Annotated in this window: 19 protein-coding genes; 10 read left to right on the forward strand and 9 right to left on the reverse strand. The window is 61.7% G+C overall.

Going from position 1 to position 22,409, the window contains the following annotated elements; translation table 11 throughout:
* Window positions 1-16 precede the first annotated feature (16 nt).
* Genes dnaN through gyrB form a run of 3 tightly spaced genes read left to right on the forward strand, consistent with a single transcriptional unit; the run spans window position 17 to window position 4,664 of the window.
* Window positions 17-1,120 carry a DNA polymerase III subunit beta gene (dnaN, locus tag CAY82_RS09635; protein ID WP_003260019.1) on the forward strand — a complete coding sequence of 368 codons (1,104 nt, stop codon included), beginning with the start codon at window positions 17-19 and terminating at the stop codon, window positions 1,118-1,120.
* A 15-nt stretch (window positions 1,121-1,135) separates the two neighbouring features.
* Entirely contained in the window at window positions 1,136-2,239 is a 1,104-nt protein-coding gene (recF, locus tag CAY82_RS09640) for a DNA replication/repair protein RecF (protein ID WP_087500993.1), read from the forward strand.
* Window positions 2,240-2,243: 4 nt separating this feature from the next.
* Window positions 2,244-4,664 carry a DNA topoisomerase (ATP-hydrolyzing) subunit B gene (gyrB, locus tag CAY82_RS09645; protein ID WP_063912295.1) on the forward strand — a complete coding sequence of 807 codons (2,421 nt, stop codon included), beginning with the start codon at window positions 2,244-2,246 and terminating at the stop codon, window positions 4,662-4,664.
* Between the two features lie 63 nt (window positions 4,665-4,727).
* Here the strand turns inward: gyrB and CAY82_RS09650 are convergent, their stop codons facing one another.
* On the reverse strand, window positions 4,728-5,135 hold the full coding sequence (locus CAY82_RS09650; protein ID WP_087500994.1) for an RcnB family protein: 408 nt from the start codon (window positions 5,133-5,135) through the stop codon (window positions 4,728-4,730).
* A gap of 185 nt (window positions 5,136-5,320) precedes the next feature.
* Entirely contained in the window at window positions 5,321-6,613 is a 1,293-nt protein-coding gene (locus CAY82_RS09655; protein ID WP_087500995.1) for a sigma-54-dependent Fis family transcriptional regulator, read from the reverse strand.
* A gap of 222 nt (window positions 6,614-6,835) precedes the next feature.
* On the opposite strand from CAY82_RS09655, the gene CAY82_RS09660 reads away from it, so the two are divergent.
* The 3 genes from CAY82_RS09660 to CAY82_RS09670 are packed head-to-tail and all read left to right on the forward strand — an operon-like array spanning window position 6,836 to window position 9,846.
* Entirely contained in the window at window positions 6,836-7,720 is an 885-nt protein-coding gene (locus tag CAY82_RS09660) for an MBL fold metallo-hydrolase (RefSeq protein ID WP_087500996.1), read from the forward strand.
* A 39-nt stretch (window positions 7,721-7,759) separates the two neighbouring features.
* The gene (locus CAY82_RS09665) at window positions 7,760-9,031 is read left to right on the forward strand and encodes an FAD/NAD(P)-binding oxidoreductase (RefSeq protein ID WP_087500997.1); all 1,272 of its coding nucleotides are present in this window, start codon (window positions 7,760-7,762) and stop codon (window positions 9,029-9,031) included.
* The gene (locus tag CAY82_RS09670; protein WP_087500998.1) at window positions 9,028-9,846 is read left to right on the forward strand and encodes a sulfite exporter TauE/SafE family protein; all 819 of its coding nucleotides are present in this window, start codon (window positions 9,028-9,030) and stop codon (window positions 9,844-9,846) included. Before CAY82_RS09665 ends, CAY82_RS09670 begins: the two co-directional genes overlap by 4 nt.
* Here the strand turns inward: CAY82_RS09670 and CAY82_RS09675 are convergent.
* The gene (locus CAY82_RS09675) at window positions 9,835-10,722 is read right to left on the reverse strand and encodes a LysR family transcriptional regulator (protein ID WP_087500999.1); all 888 of its coding nucleotides are present in this window, start codon (window positions 10,720-10,722) and stop codon (window positions 9,835-9,837) included. The genes CAY82_RS09670 and CAY82_RS09675 overlap by 12 nt on opposite strands.
* Before the next feature lie 178 nt (window positions 10,723-10,900).
* On the opposite strand from CAY82_RS09675, the gene CAY82_RS09680 reads away from it, so the two are divergent.
* Both CAY82_RS09680 and CAY82_RS09685 read left to right on the forward strand, forming a co-directional pair.
* Window positions 10,901-12,547 (forward strand): GMC family oxidoreductase, encoded by a 1,647-nt coding sequence (locus CAY82_RS09680; RefSeq protein WP_087501000.1) that lies wholly within the window; start codon window positions 10,901-10,903, stop codon window positions 12,545-12,547.
* Window positions 12,548-12,646: 99 nt separating this feature from the next.
* The gene (locus CAY82_RS09685; RefSeq protein WP_087501001.1) at window positions 12,647-14,266 is read left to right on the forward strand and encodes an MFS transporter; all 1,620 of its coding nucleotides are present in this window, start codon (window positions 12,647-12,649) and stop codon (window positions 14,264-14,266) included.
* 365 nt (window positions 14,267-14,631) lie between these two features.
* Here CAY82_RS09685 and CAY82_RS09690 read toward each other — a convergent pair whose 3' ends face one another.
* The 4 genes from CAY82_RS09690 to glyQ are packed head-to-tail and all read right to left on the reverse strand — an operon-like array spanning window position 14,632 to window position 18,990.
* Window positions 14,632-15,417, reverse strand: a complete 786-nt coding sequence (locus CAY82_RS09690) for a 1-acyl-sn-glycerol-3-phosphate acyltransferase (RefSeq protein WP_087501002.1) — start codon at window positions 15,415-15,417, stop codon at window positions 14,632-14,634.
* 46 nt (window positions 15,418-15,463) lie between these two features.
* Window positions 15,464-15,991, reverse strand: a complete 528-nt coding sequence (gmhB, locus tag CAY82_RS09695) for a D-glycero-beta-D-manno-heptose 1,7-bisphosphate 7-phosphatase (RefSeq protein WP_013970259.1) — start codon at window positions 15,989-15,991, stop codon at window positions 15,464-15,466.
* Window positions 15,992-15,994: 3 nt separating this feature from the next.
* A complete protein-coding gene (glyS, locus tag CAY82_RS09700; protein ID WP_087501003.1) occupies window positions 15,995-18,046 on the reverse strand; it encodes a glycine--tRNA ligase subunit beta in 2,052 nt (683 codons plus the stop codon).
* On the reverse strand, window positions 18,043-18,990 hold the full coding sequence (glyQ, locus tag CAY82_RS09705) for a glycine--tRNA ligase subunit alpha (RefSeq protein WP_023377955.1): 948 nt from the start codon (window positions 18,988-18,990) through the stop codon (window positions 18,043-18,045). The genes glyS and glyQ overlap by 4 nt, the downstream gene beginning before the upstream one ends.
* Window positions 18,991-19,073: 83 nt before the next feature.
* On the opposite strand from glyQ, the gene CAY82_RS09710 reads away from it, so the two are divergent.
* Window positions 19,074-19,625 (forward strand): DNA-3-methyladenine glycosylase I, encoded by a 552-nt coding sequence (locus tag CAY82_RS09710; protein ID WP_087501004.1) that lies wholly within the window; start codon window positions 19,074-19,076, stop codon window positions 19,623-19,625.
* 41 nt (window positions 19,626-19,666) lie between these two features.
* A complete protein-coding gene (locus tag CAY82_RS09715) occupies window positions 19,667-20,554 on the forward strand; it encodes a lysophospholipid acyltransferase (protein WP_087501005.1) in 888 nt (295 codons plus the stop codon).
* A 139-nt stretch (window positions 20,555-20,693) separates the two neighbouring features.
* On the opposite strand, the gene CAY82_RS09720 is transcribed toward CAY82_RS09715, so the two are convergent.
* Window positions 20,694-21,008, reverse strand: a complete 315-nt coding sequence (locus tag CAY82_RS09720; RefSeq protein ID WP_046615308.1) for a tetratricopeptide repeat protein — start codon at window positions 21,006-21,008, stop codon at window positions 20,694-20,696.
* Between the two features lie 11 nt (window positions 21,009-21,019).
* A complete protein-coding gene (trkA, locus tag CAY82_RS09725) occupies window positions 21,020-22,393 on the reverse strand; it encodes a Trk system potassium transporter TrkA (RefSeq protein ID WP_013970264.1) in 1,374 nt (457 codons plus the stop codon).
* Window positions 22,394-22,409 lie beyond the last annotated feature (16 nt).

A 22,409-nucleotide genomic window follows, 5' to 3' on the forward strand; every position in this document is an offset into this window, starting at 1 on the left:
GGCAAGGGACTAGACCATGCATTTCACCATTCAACGCGAAGCCCTGTTGAAACCCCTGCAACTGGTCGCCGGTGTCGTCGAGCGCCGCCAGACCTTGCCGGTCCTGTCCAACGTATTGCTGGTCGTGCAAGGCCAGCAACTGTCGTTGACTGGTACCGACCTGGAAGTCGAACTGGTAGGCCGCGTGCAACTGGAAGAGCCGGCCGAGCCTGGCGAAATCACTGTCCCGGCACGCAAGCTGATGGACATTTGCAAAAGCCTGCCGAACGACGCCCTGATCGATATCAAGGTCGATGAGCAGAAACTGTTGGTCAAGGCCGGCCGCAGCCGCTTTACCCTGTCGACCCTGCCAGCCAATGACTTCCCGACCGTGGAAGAAGGCCCGGGCTCGCTGACCTGCAATCTGGAACAGAGCAAGCTGCGTCGCCTGATCGAGCGCACCAGTTTCGCCATGGCCCAGCAGGATGTGCGCTACTACCTCAACGGTATGCTGCTGGAGGTTTCCCGCAACACCCTGCGCGCAGTGTCCACCGACGGCCACCGCCTGGCTTTGTGCTCCATGAGCGCGCCGATCGAGCAGGATGATCGCCACCAGGTCATCGTGCCACGCAAAGGTATCCTCGAACTGGCGCGCCTGCTGACCGACCCGGAAGGCATGGTCAGCATCGTCCTGGGCCAGCACCACATTCGCGCCACCACTGGTGAATTCACCTTCACTTCCAAGCTGGTGGACGGCAAGTTCCCGGATTACGAGCGTGTACTGCCCAAGGGCGGTGACAAGCTGGTGGTCGGCGACCGTCAGGCGCTGCGTGAGGCCTTCAGCCGTACTGCGATTCTTTCCAATGAAAAATATCGCGGTATCCGCCTGCAACTGGCTGCTGGCCAACTGAAGATCCAGGCCAACAACCCCGAGCAGGAGGAAGCTGAAGAAGAAATCAGCGTGGACTACGAAGGTAGCTCGCTGGAAATCGGCTTCAACGTCAGCTACCTGCTGGACGTGCTGGGCGTGATGACTACCGAGCAAGTTCGTCTGATTCTGTCCGATTCCAACAGCAGTGCCCTGCTGCAGGAGGCTGGCAATGACGATTCTTCCTATGTTGTCATGCCGATGCGCCTGTAACCCGTAGCAGGCGAAATGTCCCTTCGACGTATCATGGTCACCGCGGTGCGCAACTTGCACCCGGTGACACTCTCACCCTCCCCCCGCATCAACATCCTTTACGGCGCTAACGGCAGCGGCAAGACCAGCGTGCTTGAAGCCGTGCACCTGCTCGGGCTGGCGCGCTCATTCCGCAGCACCCGCCTGAATCCGGTTATTCAGTACGAACAGTCTGCCTGTACCGTGTTCGGCGAAGTGCAATTGGCCGAGGGTGGTAGCAGCAACCTGGGTGTGTCCCGCGAGCGGCAAGGGGAGTTCACTATTCGCATCGATGGGCAGAATGCGCGGAGCGCGGCGCAGCTGGCTGAACTGCTACCGCTTCAGCTCATCAACCCAGACAGTTTCCGCCTGTTGGAAGGCGCTCCGAAAATACGCCGCCAGTTCCTGGATTGGGGGGTGTTCCACGTGGAACCTCGTTTTCTGCCAGCCTGGCAACGGCTGCAGAAGGCACTGCGGCAGCGGAACTCATGGTTGCGGCATGGTACACTTGACCCAGCTTCGCAAGCCGCCTGGGACCGGGAACTGTGCCTGGCCAGCGCGGAAATAGATGAATACCGTCGCAACTACATCAAGGCCTTGAAGCCCGTCTTCGAGCGAACCCTGAGCGAACTGGTCGAGCTGGACGGGTTGACCCTGAGCTACTACCGAGGCTGGGACAAGGACCGGGAACTGCAAGAAGTACTCGCCTCCTCTCTCCTTCGCGATCAGCAGATGGGCCATACCCAGGCCGGTCCGCAGCGCGCTGATCTGCGCCTTCGTCTGGCTGCTAACAACGCGGCTGACATCCTGTCGCGTGGTCAGCAAAAGCTGGTGGTGTGCGCATTGCGCATTGCCCAAGGCCACCTCGTTAGTCAGGCTCGCCGCGGTCACTGTATTTATCTCGTGGATGACTTGCCGTCCGAACTGGACGACCAGCATCGCCGCGCGCTGTGTCGCTTGCTTGAAGAATTACGCTGCCAGGTGTTCATCACCTGTGTAGATCACGAATTACTGAGGGAAGGCTGGCAGACGGAAACGCCAGTTGCTTTGTTCCACGTGGAACAAGGCCGTATCACCCAGACCCACGACCATCGGGAGTGAAGGCATGAGCGAAAATCAAACGTACGACTCCTCCAGCATCAAGGTGCTGAAAGGTTTGGATGCCGTACGCAAGCGTCCCGGCATGTACATTGGCGACACCGATGATGGTAGCGGCCTGCACCACATGGTCTTCGAGGTGGTCGACAACTCGATCGACGAAGCCCTCGCCGGTCACTGCGATGACATTACCGTCATCATCCACCCGGACGAATCCATCAGTGTGCGCGACAACGGTCGCGGCATTCCGGTCGACGTGCATAAAGAAGAAGGCGTTTCCGCAGCCGAGGTCATCATGACCGTGCTGCACGCTGGCGGTAAGTTCGACGACAACTCCTACAAAGTATCTGGCGGTCTGCACGGTGTAGGTGTTTCTGTTGTGAACGCCCTGTCCGAGAAACTGGTACTGACCGTTCGCCGTAGCGGAAAGATCTGGGAACAGACCTACGTTCACGGCGTACCACAGGCTCCGATGGCGGTTGTCGGTGACAGCGAAAGCACTGGTACTCACATCCATTTCAAGCCTTCGGCTGAAACCTTCAAGAACATTCACTTCAGCTGGGACATCCTGGCCAAGCGTATCCGCGAGCTGTCATTCCTCAACTCGGGCGTTGGCATCCTGCTGAAGGATGAGCGCAGCGGTAAGGAAGAGTTCTTCAAGTACGAAGGCGGCCTGCGTGCATTCGTCGAATACCTGAACACCAACAAGACCCCGGTCAATTCCCAGGTATTCCACTTCAACGTCCAGCGTGACGATGGCGTGGGTGTTGAAGTCGCCCTGCAATGGAACGATAGCTTCAACGAAAACTTGCTGTGCTTCACCAACAACATTCCGCAACGCGATGGCGGTACTCACCTGGTGGGCTTCCGTTCTTCGCTGACCCGTAGCCTGAACAGCTACATCGAACAGGAAGGCCTGGCCAAGAAGAACAAGGTGGCGACCACTGGCGACGACGCCCGTGAAGGCCTGACCGCGATCATCTCGGTGAAGGTGCCGGATCCGAAGTTCAGCTCGCAGACCAAGGACAAGCTGGTTTCCTCGGAGGTGAAAACCGCCGTGGAACAGGAGATGAACAAGTACTTTGCCGACTTCCTGCTGGAAAACCCGAACGAGGCCAAGGCCGTCGTTGGCAAGATGATCGACGCTGCCCGTGCCCGTGAAGCAGCACGTAAAGCTCGTGAGATGACTCGCCGCAAAGGTGCGCTGGATATCGCCGGCCTGCCAGGCAAATTGGCGGACTGCCAGGAAAAGGACCCTGCCCTTTCCGAACTGTACCTGGTGGAGGGTGACTCCGCGGGTGGCTCGGCGAAGCAAGGCCGCAACCGTCGTACTCAGGCGATCCTGCCGTTGAAGGGTAAAATCCTCAACGTCGAGAAAGCGCGCTTCGACAAGATGATCTCGTCCCAGGAAGTGGGAACGCTGATCACTGCGCTGGGCTGTGGTATCGGCCGCGAAGAGTACAACATCGACAAGCTGCGTTATCACAACATCATCATCATGACCGATGCTGACGTTGACGGTTCGCACATCCGTACCCTGCTGCTGACCTTCTTCTTCCGTCAGTTGCCGGAGCTCGTCGAGCGCGGCTACATCTACATTGCCCAGCCACCGCTGTACAAGGTGAAGAAAGGCAAGCAGGAGCAGTACATCAAGGACGACGAGGCCATGGAAGAGTACATGACCCAGTCGGCCCTGGAAGATGCCAGCCTGCACCTGGACGAGTCGGCGCCAGCGGTTTCCGGTGTGCAGCTGGAAGCACTGGTGAATGAATTCCGTAGCGTCATGAAGACCCTCAAGCGCCTGTCGCGCTTGTACCCGGAAGAGCTGACCGAGCACTTCATCTACCTGCCGGAGGTGAGCCTGGAGCAGTTGGGTGACCACGCTGTGATGCAAGCCTGGTTGGCCCAGTTCCAGGAGCGTCTGAACAACAGCCAGAAGTCCGGCCTGGTTTACAAAGCCAGCCTGCGTGAAGACAAAGAGCGCAACGTATGGCTGCCAGAAGTGGAGATCACCTCCCACGGCCTGGCCAGCTACGTCACCTTCAACCGGGACTTCTTCGGCAGCAATGACTACCGTACCGTAGTCAACATTGGTGCCAAGCTGTCCAGCTTGTTGGGCGAAGGTGCTTACGTACAGCGCGGTGAGCGCCGCAAAGCAATCGTCGAGTTCAAGGAAGGCCTGGATTGGCTGATGAACGAGACCACCAAGCGACACACCATTCAGCGATACAAAGGGCTGGGTGAGATGAACCCGGACCAGCTGTGGGAAACCACCATGGACCCGACCGTTCGCCGTATGCTCAAGGTCACCATCGAGGATGCGATCGCTGCTGACCAGATCTTCAACACCCTGATGGGTGATGCAGTCGAGCCGCGTCGTGACTTCATTGAAAGCAACGCGTTGTCGGTGTCGAACCTGGACTTCTGATCCGGTGTAGATCGTCAGACACTGAAAAGCCCGCGGAAGCGGGCTTTTTAGTGTCTGTAGAAATCAGTAACCGCTGAGGATGTTGACGATCACACCGCTGGTGATTGCGACCAGTACATAGTCCCCATTCACATACAACCAGCGGTGATCACGCGGAGGCGCATACAGGTGGCGTGCTTTCCAGTCGGTCACCCAGTAACGGTCGCCACGGTAATGCGGGTCAACCACATGGCCGCGCTGCCACTGCTGATGCGGAACTGGCAAACCCTGTTGTGGGTGGAAGTTCGGGTCACGGTAAGCGGGACCGCGGCCATTGTCATGGCGGCCCTGGTGCTGTGGCTGACCATGGGGCGGGTTGCCTTGGTGCGAAGGGCCGCCATCATGCCGATCAGGTGGACCCGGCTGCGCGAAGCTGGCCAAGGGGGCGCTGAGCATGAGCGCGGCGCAGATCACGGTTAGGGTTTTTTTCATTTGATGCGGTCCTCTGCATGTTGACGCCTGGCGGGAGCTGACAGGTTGCCAGGTTCGGTTAACTGATCAGACCACAATCCTTTCTGTTTAATGTCAGGACAGAGGTAAAGGTCCGGTAAAGGTCCGTGAAGCGCCATCACTGTGGGAGCCTGCTTGCCGGCGATAGGGCCGGCGCAGCCAACGCGTCAATTCAGGCCAAGCTCTTTCAACCGGCGATATAGAGTGCGCTCGCTCAGGCCAAGGTGACGGGCCAGTTCGCTGCGCGAGCCCTTGAACTGTTCCAGTGCCTGCGCCAGTTCACCCAGGTGATTGCGCCGGCCACCTGCCTTGATCGCCCCCGACGGCCCGATATCCTCCGGCAAATGCTCGGGCCGGATCAGCCCGTCATCGGCAAACAGGCGTGCCCTTTCCAGAATGTTGCGCAGCTCGCGAATGTTGCCCGGGAATGGATGCAGCCCAAGCTGCTGCAAGGCATCGTCGCTCAGCCTGGGCGTCGGCTTGCCTGCCATGCGTTGCAGCAGGCTCTGCGCTAGCAGGGGTAAATCTTCCACACGTTCGCGCAATGCCGGCAGGCGGATCGGGAAGCCGCTGATGCGGTAGTACAGGTCTTCGCGGAAGGTGCCGTCTGCCACCATCTGCCGGAGCGGTTTGTGCGTCGCTGAAACAAGACGAAAATCCGAATGCACCGTGCGCAGGCTACCTACCGGGCGAAAGCTTCCGGACTCGATCAGGCGCAGCAGCTTCACCTGCATCGCCAGCGGTACTTCGCCAATTTCATCGAGGAACAGGGTGCCGCCATGAGCCGCTTCGGCGAGGCCGATCTTGCGCTGGTTGGCGCCAGTGAACGCGCCCTTCTCGTAGCCGAACAGCTCGCTCTCGAACAACGACTCGGTCAGGCTGGTACAGTCGACCACAACCAGCGGGCCGTTGGCCCTGGGGCTGCCCATGTGCACCGCGCGGGCGAACAGTTCCTTGCCGGTACCCGACTCACCCTGCAGCAACACCGGGATCTGCGCTGGCGCCGCACGCTGCAGGCTGGCCAGGGCCGCCTTGAACGCTGGCGCCCGGCCGACCAGCCCTTGCTCCTGGGGCTGCGCCGATGCGAGGGTGATGCTGGTCAGGCGTTCGACAAAGGCCACCACCCTGCCCTGTTCATCCAGGATCGGCCGCAGCTCGACATCCACATGCTCGGGGCCGCGTGGCGTGTGATGAATGTGCAACACCCGCTCCGGCACCTTGCTGTGCCATGCCTTGCGCATCGGGCAATGCTCGCCGGCCTGGTCGCAAGGCACGGCGTAGTGGTGCGAGACCTTGTGGCATTTTTCGCCCAATGGCGCCTGCTCATGGCGACTGAACTGGCGGCGATAGGCAGCGTTGGCGGCCAGGATGTTGTAGTCGGTATCCAGCACGATGGTTGGCAGGGCATCGTGCTCAAGATAGGAAACCAGGGCTAGGATGAGGGGGTGGGCTTCAGGCATGACGGCACCGTTTGGATGACCGGCGCAGGGTAACAAGGACTGCCAAACACTGCCATTGGCTGACAGTCGACTGCCAGTTGCACTGCCACTGTCGTCGGCAACTGTCAGCAACGGGCCGGTTTCATTGGCCCGCGCGCGGGAGAATGCCTGGCATGCATCTTGATAAACCTCCTGGCACTGCCTACGCCTGTACAAAGCTGGGCGGATAAATTGGAGAACGTGATGATCATCGGCAACAACCTGCACGTGGACGCCTTTTACGACCAGGCGACCTCGACCATCAGCTATCTGGTCATGGACCGTGAAACCCGCCAGTGCGCATTGATTGACAGTGTGCTGGATTACGACCCCAAGTCCGGGCGTACCTGCACTGCCTCGGCCGACCGCCTGATCCAGCGAGTGACCGAGCTTGAAGCCAGCGTGCAATGGGTACTGGAAACCCATGTGCATGCCGACCACCTTTCGGCGGCGGCCTATTTGAAGGAAAAGCTCGGTGGTCATACCGCTATTGGTGCGCACATAACCCTGGTGCAGAAAGTGTTCGGTGACCTGTTCAACGCCGAGCCCGGCTTCGCCCGCGATGGTAGCCAGTTCGATGTACTGTTCGAAGACGAGGAAGGTTTCCGCATTGGCAACCTGCATGCTCGAGCGCTGCACACCCCGGGGCACACGCCTGCGTGCATGAGCTTCATGATCGAGGATGCTGGCGAGACCGCGGTGTTCGTTGGCGACACCTTGTTCATGCCCGACTACGGTACTGCCCGTTGCGACTTCCCGGGGGCCGATGCCCGCACCCTGTACCGCTCGATCCGTCGCCTGCTGGCCTTCCCCGACCAGACCCGGCTGTTCATGTGCCATGACTACCTGCCAGGTGGCCGCGCCATGCAGTACGTCACCACCGTGGCCGAGCAGCGCGCCAGCAATATTCACATTCACCAGGGTATCGATGAGGAGAGCTTCGTCGCCATGCGTGAAGCCCGCGACAAGACCCTCGACATGCCCGTGCTGATCCTGCCTTCGGTGCAGGTGAACATGCGCAGTGGCCAGTTCCCCGCACCGGAAGAGAACGGTGTGAGCTACCTGAAGATTCCGCTGAACAAGCTGTGACCGCCCTGCCCCATAACCAGATTTCCAGGATTTACCGCCATGCCTGCCTTGTTGTCCCCTGCCAATACCGACCACCACAAAGTGGTCATCGTCGGTGCCGGTGCCGCTGGTATCGCCACTGCTTCCAGCCTGATCAGCCGTGACCCGTCGCTGGACGTGGTCTTGATCGACCCCGCCGAGGTGCATTACTACCAACCCGGCTGGACCATGGTCGGTGCTGGTGTTTTCAAGGCACCAAGCACTGCCCGCACCATGGCCTCGACCATCCCGCGCGGTGTTCGCTGGATAAAGGCACGGGTGCAGGGGTTCGATCCTCTGGGCCAACTGGTCCTCCTCGAAGGTGGCTGCGCCATCAGTTATGAACAGCTGGTGGTCTGCCCCGGCCTCAAGCTGGATTGGGCGGCCATTGATGGCCTTAGCGAGACCCTGGGCCGCAACGGCGTCACCTCCAACTATCGCTACGACCTGGCGCCCTACACCTGGGAGCTGGTGCAGAAGCTCAAGCAAGGCCGCGCCCTGTTCTGCCAGCCACCCATGCCGATAAAGTGCGCGGGGGCGCCGCAGAAGGCGCTGTATCTGTCTTGCGATCACTGGCTGCGACACGGTCACCTGGGGGCTGTGAAAGCCAGCTTCTTCAATGCCGGCGCGGTGTTGTTCGGTGTGGCGGACTACGTGCCCGCACTGATGAAGTACATCGACAAGTACGCTGTGGACCTCAATTTTTCCCACCGCCTGGTAGCCGTGGACGGCCCGAACAAGCGCGCCACTTTCGTGCGAACCTTGGCCGATGGCAGCAGCGAAACCCGTATAGAGGCCTTCGACATGCTGCACGTGGTTCCGCCGCAGGTGGCACCGGACTTCATTCGTGAAAGCCCATTGGCCGACAGCGCCGGCTGGGTCGATGTCGATCCGCAGAGCCTGCGCCATCGGCAGTTCGCCAATGTCCATGCCCTGGGGGACGTGGCCAACACCAGCAATGCCAAGACCGCCGCCGCTGCTCGCAAGCAGGCTCCGGTCGTGGCCAATAATGTGCTGGTGGCCTTGGGCAGGCTGCCTACCCTGGCCCAGTACGATGGTTATGGATCGTGCCCGCTCACTGTCGAGCGCGGCAAGATTGTCCTGGCCGAGTTCACTTATGGAGGCAAGCTGGCACCGAGCTTTCCCAATTGGTTACTCGATGGCCGCAAGCCGACACGCCTGGCCTGGTTGCTCAAGGCGCGGGCGCTGCCACCCTTGTACTGGAAAGGCATGCTCAAGGGCCGTGAATGGCTGGCACGCCCTCAGCCGTTGGTATCCGAGGGTGGGCAGTGATCGAACATCAATTGTTGGGTGCGGGCCTGGGCGCGATCATCGGTGCGGTGCTGGCGTTGACCGGTGCAGGTGGTGGCATTCTCGCAGTGCCTTTGCTGGTGTTTGGCCTGGGGCTGTCGATGGTCGAGGCAGCACCGGTCGGCCTGCTGGCTGTAGGCATGGCGGCGGCGGTGGGTGCTGTGCTGGGCTTGCGTCAGGGTCTGGTGCGCTACCGGGCGGCGCTGTTCATCGCATTGATAGGTGTGGCAGCCGCCCCGTTCGGGCTGATGCTGGCGCACCGCTTGCCGAACGCGCCACTGCAGTTGGTGTTCGCCGGGGTGCTGGTGTACGCCTGCGTGCGCATCTGGCGCAAGGCGGCCAAGGAACTGCGCGGCGAAGCCAATGACGCCCATCGCTACATCGAACCCTGCGTGCTGAACCCGTTGCAGGGCCGTTTGCGCTGGACCCTGCCCTGCGCGCGCGCCCTGGCTTTCACCGGCGCATTGGCCGGGCTGCTGTCCGGCCTGCTCGGCGTGGGCGGAGGCTTTGTCATCATCCCGGCCCTGAACCGCTATACCAACCTGCGTATGACCAGCATCGTCTCCACCTCGCTGGCGGTAATCGCCCTGGTTTCCACCGGCAGTGTGGTCAGCGCCAGCCTGGCGGGGGTCATGCATTGGCAGGTTGGCGCCCCGTTTGCAGTCGGCGCGGTGCTCGGCCTGCTGCTGGCGCGGCCATTGGCGGCCAGGCTGGCCGGGCCGCGCTTGCAGCAGATGTTTGCCGTGGCCGGTTGGGCGGCGGCCCTGCTGCTGGCCGGCAAGGCGCTACTGGGCTAGCAGCTCGCTCTGTTCCGCCGCGCACAGCGCCAGCAGGTAGTCCCACACCACCCGCAGGCGCACCGACTTGTGCAGTTCGCGGCGGGTGCAGATCCAGTAGCTGCGCTGGATGGTTTCGCCAGGCAGCACGCGCACCAGCGTCGGGTCGTGGCGGGCCATGTAGTTGGGCAGTACGGCGATGCCCAGCCCGGCGCGGGCGGCGGTTTGCTGGGCGATTACGCTGGTGCTGCGAAACACCACGTTGGGTGCCCGGCAGAAGCTGTTGAGAAACAGCAGTTCCTGGCTGAACAGCAAGTCGTCGACGTAGCCGATCCAGTTGTGCCGGGCCAGGTCCTCGCGGTTGCGCAGCGGGGGCGCACGGTCCAGGTAGGCCTGGCTGGCGTACAGGGCCAGGCGATAGTCGGTGAGCTTGCGGGTGATCAGCAGGTCGGCGTTGGGCCGTTCCAGGTGGATGCTGATCTCCGCCTCGCGGTTGAGGATGCTGACGAAGCGCGGCACCGCCACCAGCTCCACTTCCAGGCCTGGATAGCGGTCGAACAGCGCATTCATGCGCGGGGTGAAGAACATGATGCCGATGCCTTCCGTCACCCCCAGGCGAATCTTGCCCAGCGGAGTGATGGCCTGGGTGATTTCTTCCTGCGCCAGCAGGGCGACGTTTTCCATGGCTTCGGCGTGCTTGAGCAGGGCCTGGCCCGAGGGGGTCAGTTCATAGCCCTGGGCATGCTGCACGAACAGCGCGGTACCCAGGCATTGCTCGATGTTCTCGATGTGCCGGGCCACGGTGCTGTGAGTGGTGTTGAGGCGCTTGGCGGCGGTAAGCAGGCGGCCGCTGCGCTGCAACTCGAGGAAAAACCGCAGATCGTTCCAGTCGAACATGCTGATCCTTTTTTGCAGTTCGTTCCGGCCTCTTCGCGGGCACGCCCGCGAAGAGGCCAGTACAGACTTACCACTGTGCTAAAACGCACAGCGGCTGCGCGAAATCTCGTGTTTCCTCCACGAAATTACTCACTAAGATGGATCGGGACAAGAATAATAATCAGGCCCGAGGTTGCACATGCCATCAGCCGATGCTGTCTTCGACTACGTGGTCGTAGGGGCCGGTCCCGCCGGTTGCCTGCTGGCCAATCGCTTGTCCGCCGACCCTTCCTGCCGCGTACTGCTGCTGGAAGCGGGTGGCCGTGACAACTATCCCTGGATCCACATCCCCGTCGGTTATCTCTACTGCATCGGCAACCCGCGCACCGACTGGTGCTTCAAGACCGAGGCTCAGCCCGGCCTGGGCGGTCGTGCGCTGGGCTATCCACGCGGCAAGGTGCTGGGTGGCTGCTCCTCGATCAACGGCATGATCTACATGCGCGGCCAGGCCGCCGACTATGACCGTTGGGCTGAGCAAGGCAACGACGGCTGGGCCTGGCAGGACGTGCTGCCGTTGTTCAAGGCCAGTGAAAGCCACTTCGCCGGCGCCAGCGAGCACCACGGTGGTGAAGGCGAATGGCGGGTCGAGCGCCAGCGCTACAGTTGGCCGATCCTTGATGCCTTCCGCGATGCCGCCGAGCAAAGCGGCATCGGCAAGGTCGAGGACTTCAATACTGGCGATAACCAGGGTTGTGGATACTTTCAGGTGAACCAACGCAGCGGTGTGCGCTGGAACGCCTCCAAGGCCTTCCTGCGGCCGATCAAGGACCGCCCCAACCTCACCGTGCTGACCGGCGTCCAGGTTGACCAGGTGCTGCTCAACAATACCCGTGCACGGGCGGTGAAGGCGTTCTGGAAAGGTGCCTGGCACGAGTTTGCGGGGCGTCGCGAGATCATCCTCTGTGCGGGCGCGGTGGGCTCACCCGGTATTCTGCAGCGCTCCGGCATCGGCCCGCGCCAGTTACTGGAAAGCCTGGGCATTGGCGTGCGTCATGACATGCCAGGCGTTGGCGGCAACCTGCAGGATCACCTGCAACTGCGCCTGATCTATCAGATCCGCAATACCCGTACCCTGAACCAGATGGCCAACAGCCTGTGGGGCAAGGTGGGCATGGGCCTGCGCTACCTCTATGACCGCAGCGGCCCGCTGGCCATGGCGCCAAGCCAACTGGGTGCGTTCGTGCGTTCGAGCCCGGAGCAGGCCACCGCCAACCTGCAATACCACGTGCAGCCGCTGTCACTTGAGCGCTTCGGTGAGCCACTGCACCCGTTCCCGGCCTTTACCGCCTCGGTGTGCAACCTGCGCCCGGCCAGTCGCGGGCGTATCGATATCCGCAGCACCGACATGAACAGCACGCCGCTGATCGACCCCAACTACCTCAGCGACCCCCAGGACCTGCGCGTCGCCGCCGATGCCATTCGCCTTACCCGGCGTATCGTCCAGGCCCCAGCCCTCGCCGCGTTCGACCCAAAGGAATACCTGCCGGGTCCAGCCCTGCAAACAGAAGAAGAGCTGTTCGAAGCTGCCGGCAAGATTGGCACCACAATCTTCCACCCGGTCGGCACCTGCCGCATGGGTAATGGCGAAATGGACGTTGTGGATAACCAGCTGCGCGTACACGGCATCCCCGGCCTGCGCGTGGCGGACGCCTCGATCATGCCGCAGATCACCTCTGGCAATACCTGTTCACCCACCCTGATGATCGCCGAAAAGGCGGCGCAACTGATTCTCAAAGGAGCTGCCACCCAGACCTATCTGAACGAAGACGCGATACCGACGCCCTGACCCCCGGGTGCGTGCAGTACCGGCAGCTAGCGGTCAGAAGCTGCCGACAGTGGAACAACAAGAATAATCACTGTGGCCTGCGGGCCGAGGACAGCAACGATGTCGGATTACATCCAAGAGCAGGGTGCGGTGGCCAGCAGCTCCAGCCGCCGTGAAGAACGCAAGATCATTTTCGCGTCATCCCTCGGGACAGTTTTCGAGTGGTATGACTTTTTTCTCTATGGCGCACTGGCAGCGGTCATCAGCAAGCAGTTCTTCGCTGGCGTGAACGACACCACCGCCTTCATCTTCGCCCTCATGGCTTTTGCCGCCGGCTTCCTGGTGCGGCCGTTCGGCGCGCTGGTGTTCGGCCGTCTGGGCGACATGATCGGGCGCAAGTACACCTTCCTGGTCACCATCGTGCTGATGGGCCTGTCCACTTTCGCAGTGGGGCTGTTGCCCACCTACGCCAGCATCGGCATCGCTGCACCGATCATTCTGGTGATCCTGCGCATGCTGCAGGGGCTGGCACTGGGCGGTGAGTACGGTGGTGCGGCCACCTACGTGGCCGAGCATGCGCCGCCTGGCAAGCGCGGCTTCCACACCGGTTTCATCCAGTCCACCGCCACCCTCGGCCTGCTGCTGTCGCTGGTGGTGGTGCTGGGCAGCCGCTATATCAGTGGCGACCAGTTCGAAACCTGGGGCTGGCGCCTGCCGTTCCTGCTGTCGATCGTACTGCTGGCGATTTCCACCTGGATCCGCATGAGCATGCACGAGTCGCCGGCGTTCGTGAAAATGAAGGCCCAAGGCAAGGTCAGCAAGTCGCCGATCCGTGAGTCGTTTACCTCCTGGCCGAACCTGAAAGTTGTGCTCACCGCCCTGTTCAGCATCAACGCCGGGCAGGCCGTGACGTTCTACACGGCGCAGTTCTATGTGCTGTTCTTCATGACCCAAATGCTGAAGATGGACCCGGCCCAGGCCAACACCCTGCTGATCATTAGCGTGGTCATTGGTGCGCCGTTCTTCGTGTTGTTCGGTTGGTTGTCCGACCGTATTGGCCGCAAACCGATCCTGATGCTCGGCTTGCTGCTGGCCACGGTGCTGTACTTCCCGCTGTTCAAGGCGCTGAGCCACTACGCCAACCCACAGATCGACGCGGCCAGCCGCCAGGCGCCGATCGTGGTCACTGCCGACCCGCAAGGCTGCACCTTCCAGTTCGACCCGGTGGGCAAGGCGCGTTTCGATAGCCCTTGCGACAAGGTCAAGACCTTCCTGGTCAAGCAGGGCCTGCCGTACAGCTCGGTGGATGTGGCCGGCAGCGATGTGGTGGTGAACATCGGTGACAAGACCATCAACGGCTTCGACGAAGCGGCCATGCGTGCGGCGGTGGAGCAGGCTGGTTATCCGGCTAAAGCCGACCCTGCGCAGGTCAACCAGGTGATGGTGGTGGTGCTGATCGTGGCGATGATCCTGATCGCAACCATGACCTACGGCCCACTGGCGGCAGTGATGGTCGAGCTGTTCCCGACCCGCATCCGCTACACCTCGATGTCGCTGCCCTACCACATTGGTAACGGCTGGTTCGGTGGCTTCCTGCCAACAGTGTCGTTCGCGCTGGTGGTGTATACCGGGGATATCTTCTACGGGCTGTGGTATCCGGTGCTGGTGACCGGCGTCAGCCTGGTGGTTGGGATCTTCTGCCTGAAAGAAACCAAGGATGTGGATATCGACAAGATCTGACGCAGCTCAAGGCCTGCACCAAATGCTCAGGCGCTGAAGCGCTTGTTGTGGGAGCGGCCTTGTGTCGCGATTGGGCTGCGCAGCGGCCCCAGGATTTCAGCTGTGATGCATGAATTGCTGGGGCCGCCTTGCGGCCCTTTCGCGACGCAAGGCCGCTCCCACAGTCTTCTCCCACAGAGGGTGCAATCCTGCTACCGAGCCCATAAAAAAACCGGCTGTAAAAGCCGGTTTTCTTATGCCCCAAAAAAAACTTATGCACGATTTTCAGAAAAATGTCATACACAGAAATAAACAGTTAATTCAAACACTTAGCTATCACTTCAGGCATTTAATCCAAAAACAGTTCACAAGTTATCCACAGATGGTCAGGCCATCTGCTCCTGGGGATTTTCCTCTGCTGGCGGCAGCGAACCCATGGCCCGTTGGGTCGCTTCGTTCCACGCCGCGGCGCGGTCGTTGAGCTCGGCGATGGCCCGTGGTCCGGTCCCGTTGGCGTACATCGGTTCGCCAATCACCACCTCGATGGTACCAGCGCGCTTACCCCAACCTGTCTTCGGCCAGAACTTGCCGGCGTTGTGGGCAATCGGCAGCACTGGCAGCCCGGCATTCACTGCCAGCGCGGTACCGCCACGGGAGAACTTGCCCATGGTGCCGAACGGCACGCGGGTGCCCTCCGGGAATATCAGCACCCAAGTCTTCTGCTTGAGCAGCTCATCACCCTTGCTGGCTACCTGGCGCAGAGCTTCCTTGGGGTTATCGCGGTTGATTGCGATCGGCCGCAGCATGGCCATGGCCCAACCGAAGAACGGCACGTACAGCAACTCGCGTTTGAGCACCTGGCTCAGCGGCGAGAAGTACTGGGAAAGGAAGAAGGTTTCCCAGGTGCTCTGGTGGTTGGACAGGATCACGCACGGTTCATCGGGCACGTTCTCGGCGCCAGTGATCTTGTAGTCAATACCCAGGATGGTGCGCACCAGGAACAACGCGCAACGGCACCAGTACACGTTGATGAACTTGTAGCGCTTGGGGAATGACAGGAACGGCGCGACGAAAAAGCTCAGCGAGCACCACAGCAGCGAACTGGTGCCCAGCAGCAGGTAAAAAAGAAAGATTCTGATCGCCTGCAGGATCGACATAGTGGCTTGTACCATTGCGGGGCATGCCCGCCTGAGAAAAATGCGCCCGAAGGCGCACCGTTTAAATTAGTTCTCTGGCGATAGCTGCCAGATCGTCGAAAATCAGTGTAGTTTCAGGGACGCCTTTTTCCAGAGTCCGCTCGCCCTTGCCGGTTTTCACCAGCACGGGTTGTGCACCGACGGCCAGGGCGGCCTCCAGGTCACCTTTGCTGTCGCCAACGAACCAGACGCCTTCAAGGCCGACCTGGTAATGCTCGGCGATCGCCCGCAGCATGCCGGGCTTGGGCTTGCGGCAATCGCAGCCTTCATCCGGCCCGTGCGGGCAATACACGATGTGGCCCACCTCGCCACCCTGCTCGGCCACCAGCGCACGCAGGCGCGCGTGCATGGCCTCGAGGGTTGTCAGCGCGTAGTAGCCCCGGGCAATACCGGACTGGTTGGTGGCCACGGCCACCGTCCAGCCTGCCTTGCTCAACTGCGCGATCGCTTCGACCGAGCCAGGGATCGGCACCCACTCGTCCAGCGTCTTGATGTAGGCGTCGGAGTCGTAGTTGATTACCCCGTCACGGTCGAGAATCAGCAGTTTCAAGGCTTACCCCAGCAGCGAAATGTCGGCCACGCCCAGGAACAGACCGCGCAGGCGGCTGAGCAGGGCATAACGGTTGGCGCGTACCTTGGCATCCTCGGCGTTGACCATCACCGCCTCGAAGAAGGCATCGACCGGATCACGCAGGGCTGCCAGGCGGGCCAACGATTCGCTGTACTGGCGTGCAGCAGCCATCGGTTGCACAGCCTGGTCGGCCTGCTGGATGGCCGAGTACAGGGAGAACTCGTTGGCGTTGTCGAAGTACTTCGGCTCGACGTGATCGGCGATGGCGCCTTCGGCCTTGCTCAGCAGGTTCGAGACGCGCTTGTTCACCGCGGCCAGGGCCTCGGCTTCCGGCAGCTTGCGGAAGGCTTGTACAGCCTGTACGCGCTGGTCGAAGTCCAGGGCAGAACCTGGTTGCAGGGCACGTACCGACAGGTAGGTGGCCACGTCGATGCCTTCGTCTTCGTAACGCGCACGCAGGCGGTCGAAGATGAACTCCAGCACCTGCTCGGCCAGGCCGGCGGCCTTGACCTTGGCGCCGAACTGCTTGACCGCGAACTCGACCGCGCCGGTCAGGTCCAGGTCCAGCTGTTTCTCGATCAGGATACGCAGCACGCCCAAGGCGGCACGGCGCAGGGCGTACGGGTCCTTGCTGCCGGTTGGCAACATGCCGATGCCGAAGATGCCGACCAAGGTGTCGAGCTTGTCGGCGATGGCCACGGCAGCACCGGTGAGGGTCTGTGGCAACTCGGCGCCAGCACCGCGTGGCATGTACTGCTCGTTCAGGGCCAGGGCCACGTCTTCCGGCTCACCGTCATTGAGCGCGTAGTAGTAACCGGCAACGCCCTGCATTTCAGGGAATTCGCCGACCATTTCGGTGGCCAGGTCGCACTTCGACAGCAGGCCGGCACGGCCGGCGCGCTGGGCGTCGCCGCCGATCAGCGGGGCGATGAAGGCGGCCAGTTTGGAAACGCGCTCTGCCTTGTCGTATACGGTACCCAGCTGAGCCTGGAACACCACGTTCTTCAGGCGCTCGTTGAAGGTTTCCAGCGGTTGCTTCTTGTCCTGCTTGAAGAAGAACTCGGCATCGGTCAGGCGTGGGCGCACGACCTTCTCGTTGCCTTGCACGATCTGTTTCGGATCGCGGCTCTCGACGTTGGCCACGGTGATGAAGCGCGGCAGCAGCTTGCCTTCGCTGTCCAGCAGGCAGAAGTACTTCTGGTTGTCCTGCATGGTGGTGATCAGGGCTTCCTGCGGCACTTCGAGGAAACGCTCCTCGAACGAGCACACCAGCGGCACCGGCCACTCGACCAGGGCGGTCACTTCGTCCAGCAGCGCCGGCGGCACGATGGCGCTGCCTTCCTGCTGCATCGCCAGCTCGGCGGTACGCTTGCTGATCAGCTCGCGGCGCTCGGCGAAGTCAGCCAGCACGTAGGCTTTGCGCAGGTCTTCGACGTAGTTGGCCGGGGTGGTGATGACCACGTTTTCCGGGTGGTGGAAGCGGTGGCCACGGGATTCACGGCCGGCCTTCTGCGACAGGATGGTGCAGTCGACCACCTGATCGCCCAGCAGCATCACCAGCCATTGGGTCGGGCGCACGAACTCTTCACGGCTGGCCGCCCAGCGCATGCGCTTGGGAATTGGCAGGTCGTTGAGCGAATCTTCGACGATGGTCGGCAGCAGGCCGCTGGTGGCCTTGCCCGGGATGTGCTGGGAGAAGCGCAGCTTGGGGCCGCTCTGGTCGATTTCCGACAGCTCCACGCCGCATTTCTTGGCAAAGCCCAAGGCAGCCTGGGTCGGCTCGCCGTCTTTGAAAGCAGCCTGCAGGGGTGGGCCGTCGATGTTGATGCTACGGTCAGGCTGCTGCACGTCCAGCTGGCGGATCAGCACGGCCAGGCGACGCGGCGCGGCGTATACCTGCTTGCCGGTGTAGTTCAGGCCAGCGGCCTGCAAGCCTTTCTCGATACCGGCCAGGAAGGCTTCACCGAGGCTGGCGAGGGCCTTCGGTGGCAGCTCTTCGGTGCCCAGTTCTACCAGGAAATCTTGAGCACTCATTGTGCAGCCTCCAGCTTAGCCAACACTTCGTCACGCAGTTCAGGGGTAGCCATCGGGAAGCCCAGGCGTGCACGGGCTTGCAGATAGCTTTGTGCCACGTCCCGGGCCAGGGTACGTACACGCAGGATGTAGCGCTGGCGCTCGGTTACCGAGATGGCGCGGCGGGCATCCAGCAGGTTGAAGGTGTGCGAGGCCTTCAGGACCATTTCATAGGTCGGCAGCGGCAGCTCCAGCTTGATCAGGCGGTTGGCTTCGCTTTCGTAGAAATCGAACAGTTCGAACAGCTTCTCGACGTTGGCGTGTTCGAAGTTGTAGGTCGACTGCTCCACCTCGTTCTGGTGGAACACGTCGCCATAGGTGACCTTGCCGAACGGGCCGTCGGCCCACACCAGGTCATACACCGAGTCGACGCCCTGGATGTACATGGCCAGGCGCTCGAGGCCGTAGGTGATTTCACCGGTGACCGGGTAGCACTCGATGCCGCCTACCTGCTGGAAGTAGGTGAACTGGGTGACTTCCATGCCGTTGAGCCAGATTTCCCAGCCCAGGCCCCAGGCGCCGAGGGTCGGCGATTCCCAGTTGTCTTCGACGAAGCGAATGTCGTGGACCAGCGGGTCCAGGCCGATGGCTTTCAGCGAGCCGAGGTACAGTTCCTGGAAGTTGGCCGGGTTGGGCTTCAGTACCACCTGGAACTGGTAGTAGTGCTGCAGGCGGTTGGGGTTTTCGCCATACCGCCCGTCGGCAGGGCGACGGCTAGGCTGCACATAGGCGGCGTTCCAGGTTTCTGGACCGACGGCGCGCAGGAATGTAGCGGTGTGGAAAGTGCCGGCGCCTACTTCCATATCGTAGGGCTGAAGCACCACACAACCTTGCTCGGCCCAGTAGTTCTGCAGGGCGAGGATCAGGTCTTGGAAGGTACGCACGGCTGGCGTAGGCTGGCTCACGAAATTCACCTGTATCTGGGGATGCGGATGTAAAGAGCGGGAGTATAACCTGATTCGCCTCGCCCTCTACTCATTGGAGCCTTATGCCACGCTGCTTTTGGTGTACCGACGATCCGTTGTACCAGGCCTACCATGACCAGGAATGGGGAACGCCCCAGCGTGACCCGGCATTGCTGTTCGAGATGCTTTTGCTCGAAGGGTTCCAGGCGGGGCTTTCGTGGATCACCGTATTGCGCAAACGCGAGCGTTATCGCGAGGTGATGCACGGCTTCGATCCGGTGAAACTCGCCGTCATGAGCGACGAACGCATCGAGGAGTTGATGCAGGATGCCGGCATCATCCGCAACCGCCTCAAGCTCAAGGCTGCCAGGCGTAACGCGCAGGCCTGGCTGGCTGTGGATAACCCTGCCGAATGGCTGTGGTCGTTTGTTGGTGGTGCGCCGAAGATCAACCATTTCAGCGATCGCAGCGAAGTGCCGGCGGTTACCGACCAAGCCAAGGCCATGAGCAAGGCCCTGCAGAAAGCCGGCTTCACTTTCGTTGGCCCGACCATCTGCTACGCCTTCATGCAGGCCACCGGCATGGTCATGGACCACACCACCGATTGCGATCGCTACGCCGCCTTGTTGCGCTGAGGGGTTACAATGCGCGCCTTGCTGAAATAAGGAATTCGCCTGTGGAAAAGTTCAAGGGCGCCCTGATGGTCGGGGTGCTGCGTCTGTTTGCCAAGCTGCCCTGGGGCGCTGTGCAGCGCGTCGGCGCCGGTATCGGCTGGCTGATGTGGAAGATCCCCAACGGCTCGCGCAATGTCGTGCGTATCAACCTGGCCAAGTGCTTCCCGGAGATGGACCCGGTCGAGCGCGAGCAGCTGGTGGGCCGCGCGTTGAAGGATATCGGTAAATCCTTCGTCGAAAGCGCCTGTGCCTGGATCTGGCCGCCGCAGCGCTCGCTGGAGCTGGTCAAGGAAGTGCACGGCCTGGAAGTGCTGGAGCAGGCCCTGGCCTCGGGCAAGGGCGTGGTTGGCATCACCAGCCACCTGGGTAACTGGGAAGTGCTGAACCACTTCTACTGCAACCAGTGCAAACCAATCATCTTCTACCGCCCGCCGAAGCTGAAGGCGGTGGATGACCTGCTGCGCGAGCAGCGGGTGCAGATGGGCAACCGCGTGGCGCCTTCGACCAAGGAAGGCATCCTCAGCGTGATCAAGGAAGTGCGCCGTGGTGGCCAGGTGGGTATTCCTGCCGATCCGGAGCCGGCGGAGTCTGCGGGGGTATTCGTGCCGTTCCTGGGAACCCAGGCGCTGACCAGCAAGTTCGTGCCGAACATGCTGGCCGGGGGCAAGGCGGTGGGGGTGTTCCTGCATGCCCTGCGGCTGCCGGATGGCTCGGGCTTCAAGGTGTTCCTGGAGGCGGCGCCGGAAGAGATGTACAGCACCGACGTGACGGTGTCGGCGGCGGCGATGAGCAAAGTGGTCGAGCGCTATGTGCGCGAGTACCCGAGCCAGTACATGTGGAGCATGAAGCGCTTCAAGAAGCGCCCGGCCGGCGAGGCGCGCTGGTACTGAGTTATCCACTGCTCTTCCAGTAGGCTGAATGCACTTCTGCCTGTGGTAGCAGGTACCTTGTGGGAGCGGGTTTACCCGCGAATGCAATGTTGGCTTCACCGGCGCATTCGCGGGTGAACCCGCTCCCACAGGGACCGCGTCAGCTTGAGATTTTGTCGAGCTTCTTCAGGAACACAGTCATCTCTTTCTCGGCCTGCTTGTCCCCATGGGCCTGCGCCGCGACGATCCCCTCCTCCCAGGCCTTGCGCGCCGCCGCCAGGTCACCCTGCAGCTGATGCGCCTTGCCCAGCAGCTTCCATGCCGCCGAGTACTTCGGGTCCTGTTCCACGCAGCGCGCCAGATGCACCGCCGCTTCAGCGCCATTGCCTTCATCCAGCCAGGCTTTACCCAGCCCGAACCGGAGCAATGGGTTATCCACACCCTTGGCCAGCATCTTCTCCAGCGATTCGCGCATGCCCTGTATTCCTAGAAGAAACTCAAGCCGACGTGGAACAGCTTCTCCACATCCCGAATATGCTTTTTATCCACAACGAACAGGATCACATGGTCGCCCGATTCGATCATGGTGTCGTCGTGGGCAATCATCACCTCTTCGTCACGAATGATCGCGCCGATGGTAGTGCCCGGCGGCAGGGCGATGTCTTCGATCGCCTTGCCGACCACCTTGCTCGACTTCGAATCCCCGTGCGCCACCGCTTCGATAGCTTCGGCAGCGCCACGGCGCAGCGAGTGCACGCTGACGATGTCGCCTCGGCGCACGTGCGCCAGCAGGGTGCCGATGGTGGCCAGCTGCGGGCTGATGGCGATGTCGATGTCGCCACCCTGCACCAGGTCGACATAGGCCGGGTTGTTGATGATGGTCATCACCTTTCGCGCACCCAGGCGCTTGGCCAGCAGCGACGACATGATGTTGGCCTCGTCGTCGTTGGTCAGGGCCAGGAAGATGTCGGCGTCGGCGATGTTCTCCTCGAGCATCAGGTCCTTGTCCGAGGCGCTGCCCTGCAGCACCACGGTGCTTTCCAGGGTATCGGAGAGGTGCCGGCAACGGGCCGGGCTCATCTCGATGATCTTCACCTGGTAGCGGCTTTCGATTGCTTCGGCCAGGCGCTCGCCGATCTGACCGCCACCGGCGATGACCACACGCTTGTTGGTTTCGTCGATGCGGCGCAGCTCGCCCATCACCGCGCGGATGTCCTTCTTCGCGGCGATGAAGAACACTTCGTCGTCTGCTTCGATCACCGTGTCGCCCCGCGGGGTGATGGGGCGGTCGCGGCGGAAGATGGCCGCCACGCGGGTGTCGACGTTGGGCATGTGTGCGCGGATCTGGCGCAGTTGCTGGCCCACCAGCGGGCCGCCGTAGTACGCCTTCACTGCCACCAGCTGGGCCTTGCCTTCGGCGAAGTCGATCACCTGCAGCGAGCCTGGGTGCTCGATCAGGCGCTTGATGTAGTTGGTCACCACCTGCTCTGGGCTGATCAGCACGTCGACCGGGATATGGTCGTTGTCGAACAGCTCTTCACGGGTCAGGTAGGCCGACTCGCGCACCCGTGCGATCTTGGTCGGGGTGTGGAACAGCGAATAGGCCACCTGGCAGGCGACCATGTTGGTCTCGTCACTATTGGTTACCGCTACCAGCATGTCAGCGTCGTCGGCACCGGCCTGGCGCAGCACTGTAGGCAGCGAGCCACGGCCTTGCACGGTGCGGATGTCCAGGCGATCGCCCAAGTCGCGCAGGCGGTCGCCGTCAGTGTCGACCACGGTGATGTCATTGGCTTCGCTGGCCAAGTGCTCCGCCAGCGTACCGCCTACCTGGCCTGCGCCGAGGATGATGATCTTCATCCGCTACTCCCTACCT

Origin of the sequence: Pseudomonas sp. SID14000 (assembly GCF_002165135.1) — a bacterium.
GTDB lineage: Bacteria > Pseudomonadota > Gammaproteobacteria > Pseudomonadales > Pseudomonadaceae > Aquipseudomonas.

Bases quoted from the DNA above. Each gene is read 5' to 3' on its own strand.
- dnaN (WP_003260019.1), top strand. From the start codon at position 17: ATGCATTTCACCATTCAACGCGAAGCCCTGTTGAAACCCCTGCAACTG.
- recF (WP_087500993.1), top strand. From the start codon at position 1,136: ATGTCCCTTCGACGTATCATGGTCACCGCGGTGCGCAACTTGCACCCG.
- gyrB (WP_063912295.1), top strand. From the start codon at position 2,244: ATGAGCGAAAATCAAACGTACGACTCCTCCAGCATCAAGGTGCTGAAA.
- CAY82_RS09650 (WP_087500994.1), bottom strand. From the start codon at position 5,135: ATGAAAAAAACCCTAACCGTGATCTGCGCCGCGCTCATGCTCAGCGCC.
- CAY82_RS09655 (WP_087500995.1), bottom strand. From the start codon at position 6,613: ATGCCTGAAGCCCACCCCCTCATCCTAGCCCTGGTTTCCTATCTTGAG.
- CAY82_RS09660 (WP_087500996.1), top strand. From the start codon at position 6,836: ATGATCATCGGCAACAACCTGCACGTGGACGCCTTTTACGACCAGGCG.
- CAY82_RS09665 (WP_087500997.1), top strand. From the start codon at position 7,760: ATGCCTGCCTTGTTGTCCCCTGCCAATACCGACCACCACAAAGTGGTC.
- CAY82_RS09675 (WP_087500999.1), bottom strand. From the start codon at position 10,722: ATGTTCGACTGGAACGATCTGCGGTTTTTCCTCGAGTTGCAGCGCAGC.
- CAY82_RS09680 (WP_087501000.1), top strand. From the start codon at position 10,901: ATGCCATCAGCCGATGCTGTCTTCGACTACGTGGTCGTAGGGGCCGGT.
- CAY82_RS09685 (WP_087501001.1), top strand. From the start codon at position 12,647: ATGTCGGATTACATCCAAGAGCAGGGTGCGGTGGCCAGCAGCTCCAGC.
- CAY82_RS09690 (WP_087501002.1), bottom strand. From the start codon at position 15,417: ATGGTACAAGCCACTATGTCGATCCTGCAGGCGATCAGAATCTTTCTT.
- glyS (WP_087501003.1), bottom strand. From the start codon at position 18,046: ATGAGTGCTCAAGATTTCCTGGTAGAACTGGGCACCGAAGAGCTGCCA.
- CAY82_RS09710 (WP_087501004.1), top strand. From the start codon at position 19,074: ATGCCACGCTGCTTTTGGTGTACCGACGATCCGTTGTACCAGGCCTAC.
- CAY82_RS09720 (WP_046615308.1), bottom strand. From the start codon at position 21,008: ATGCGCGAATCGCTGGAGAAGATGCTGGCCAAGGGTGTGGATAACCCA.
- trkA (WP_013970264.1), bottom strand. From the start codon at position 22,393: ATGAAGATCATCATCCTCGGCGCAGGCCAGGTAGGCGGTACGCTGGCG.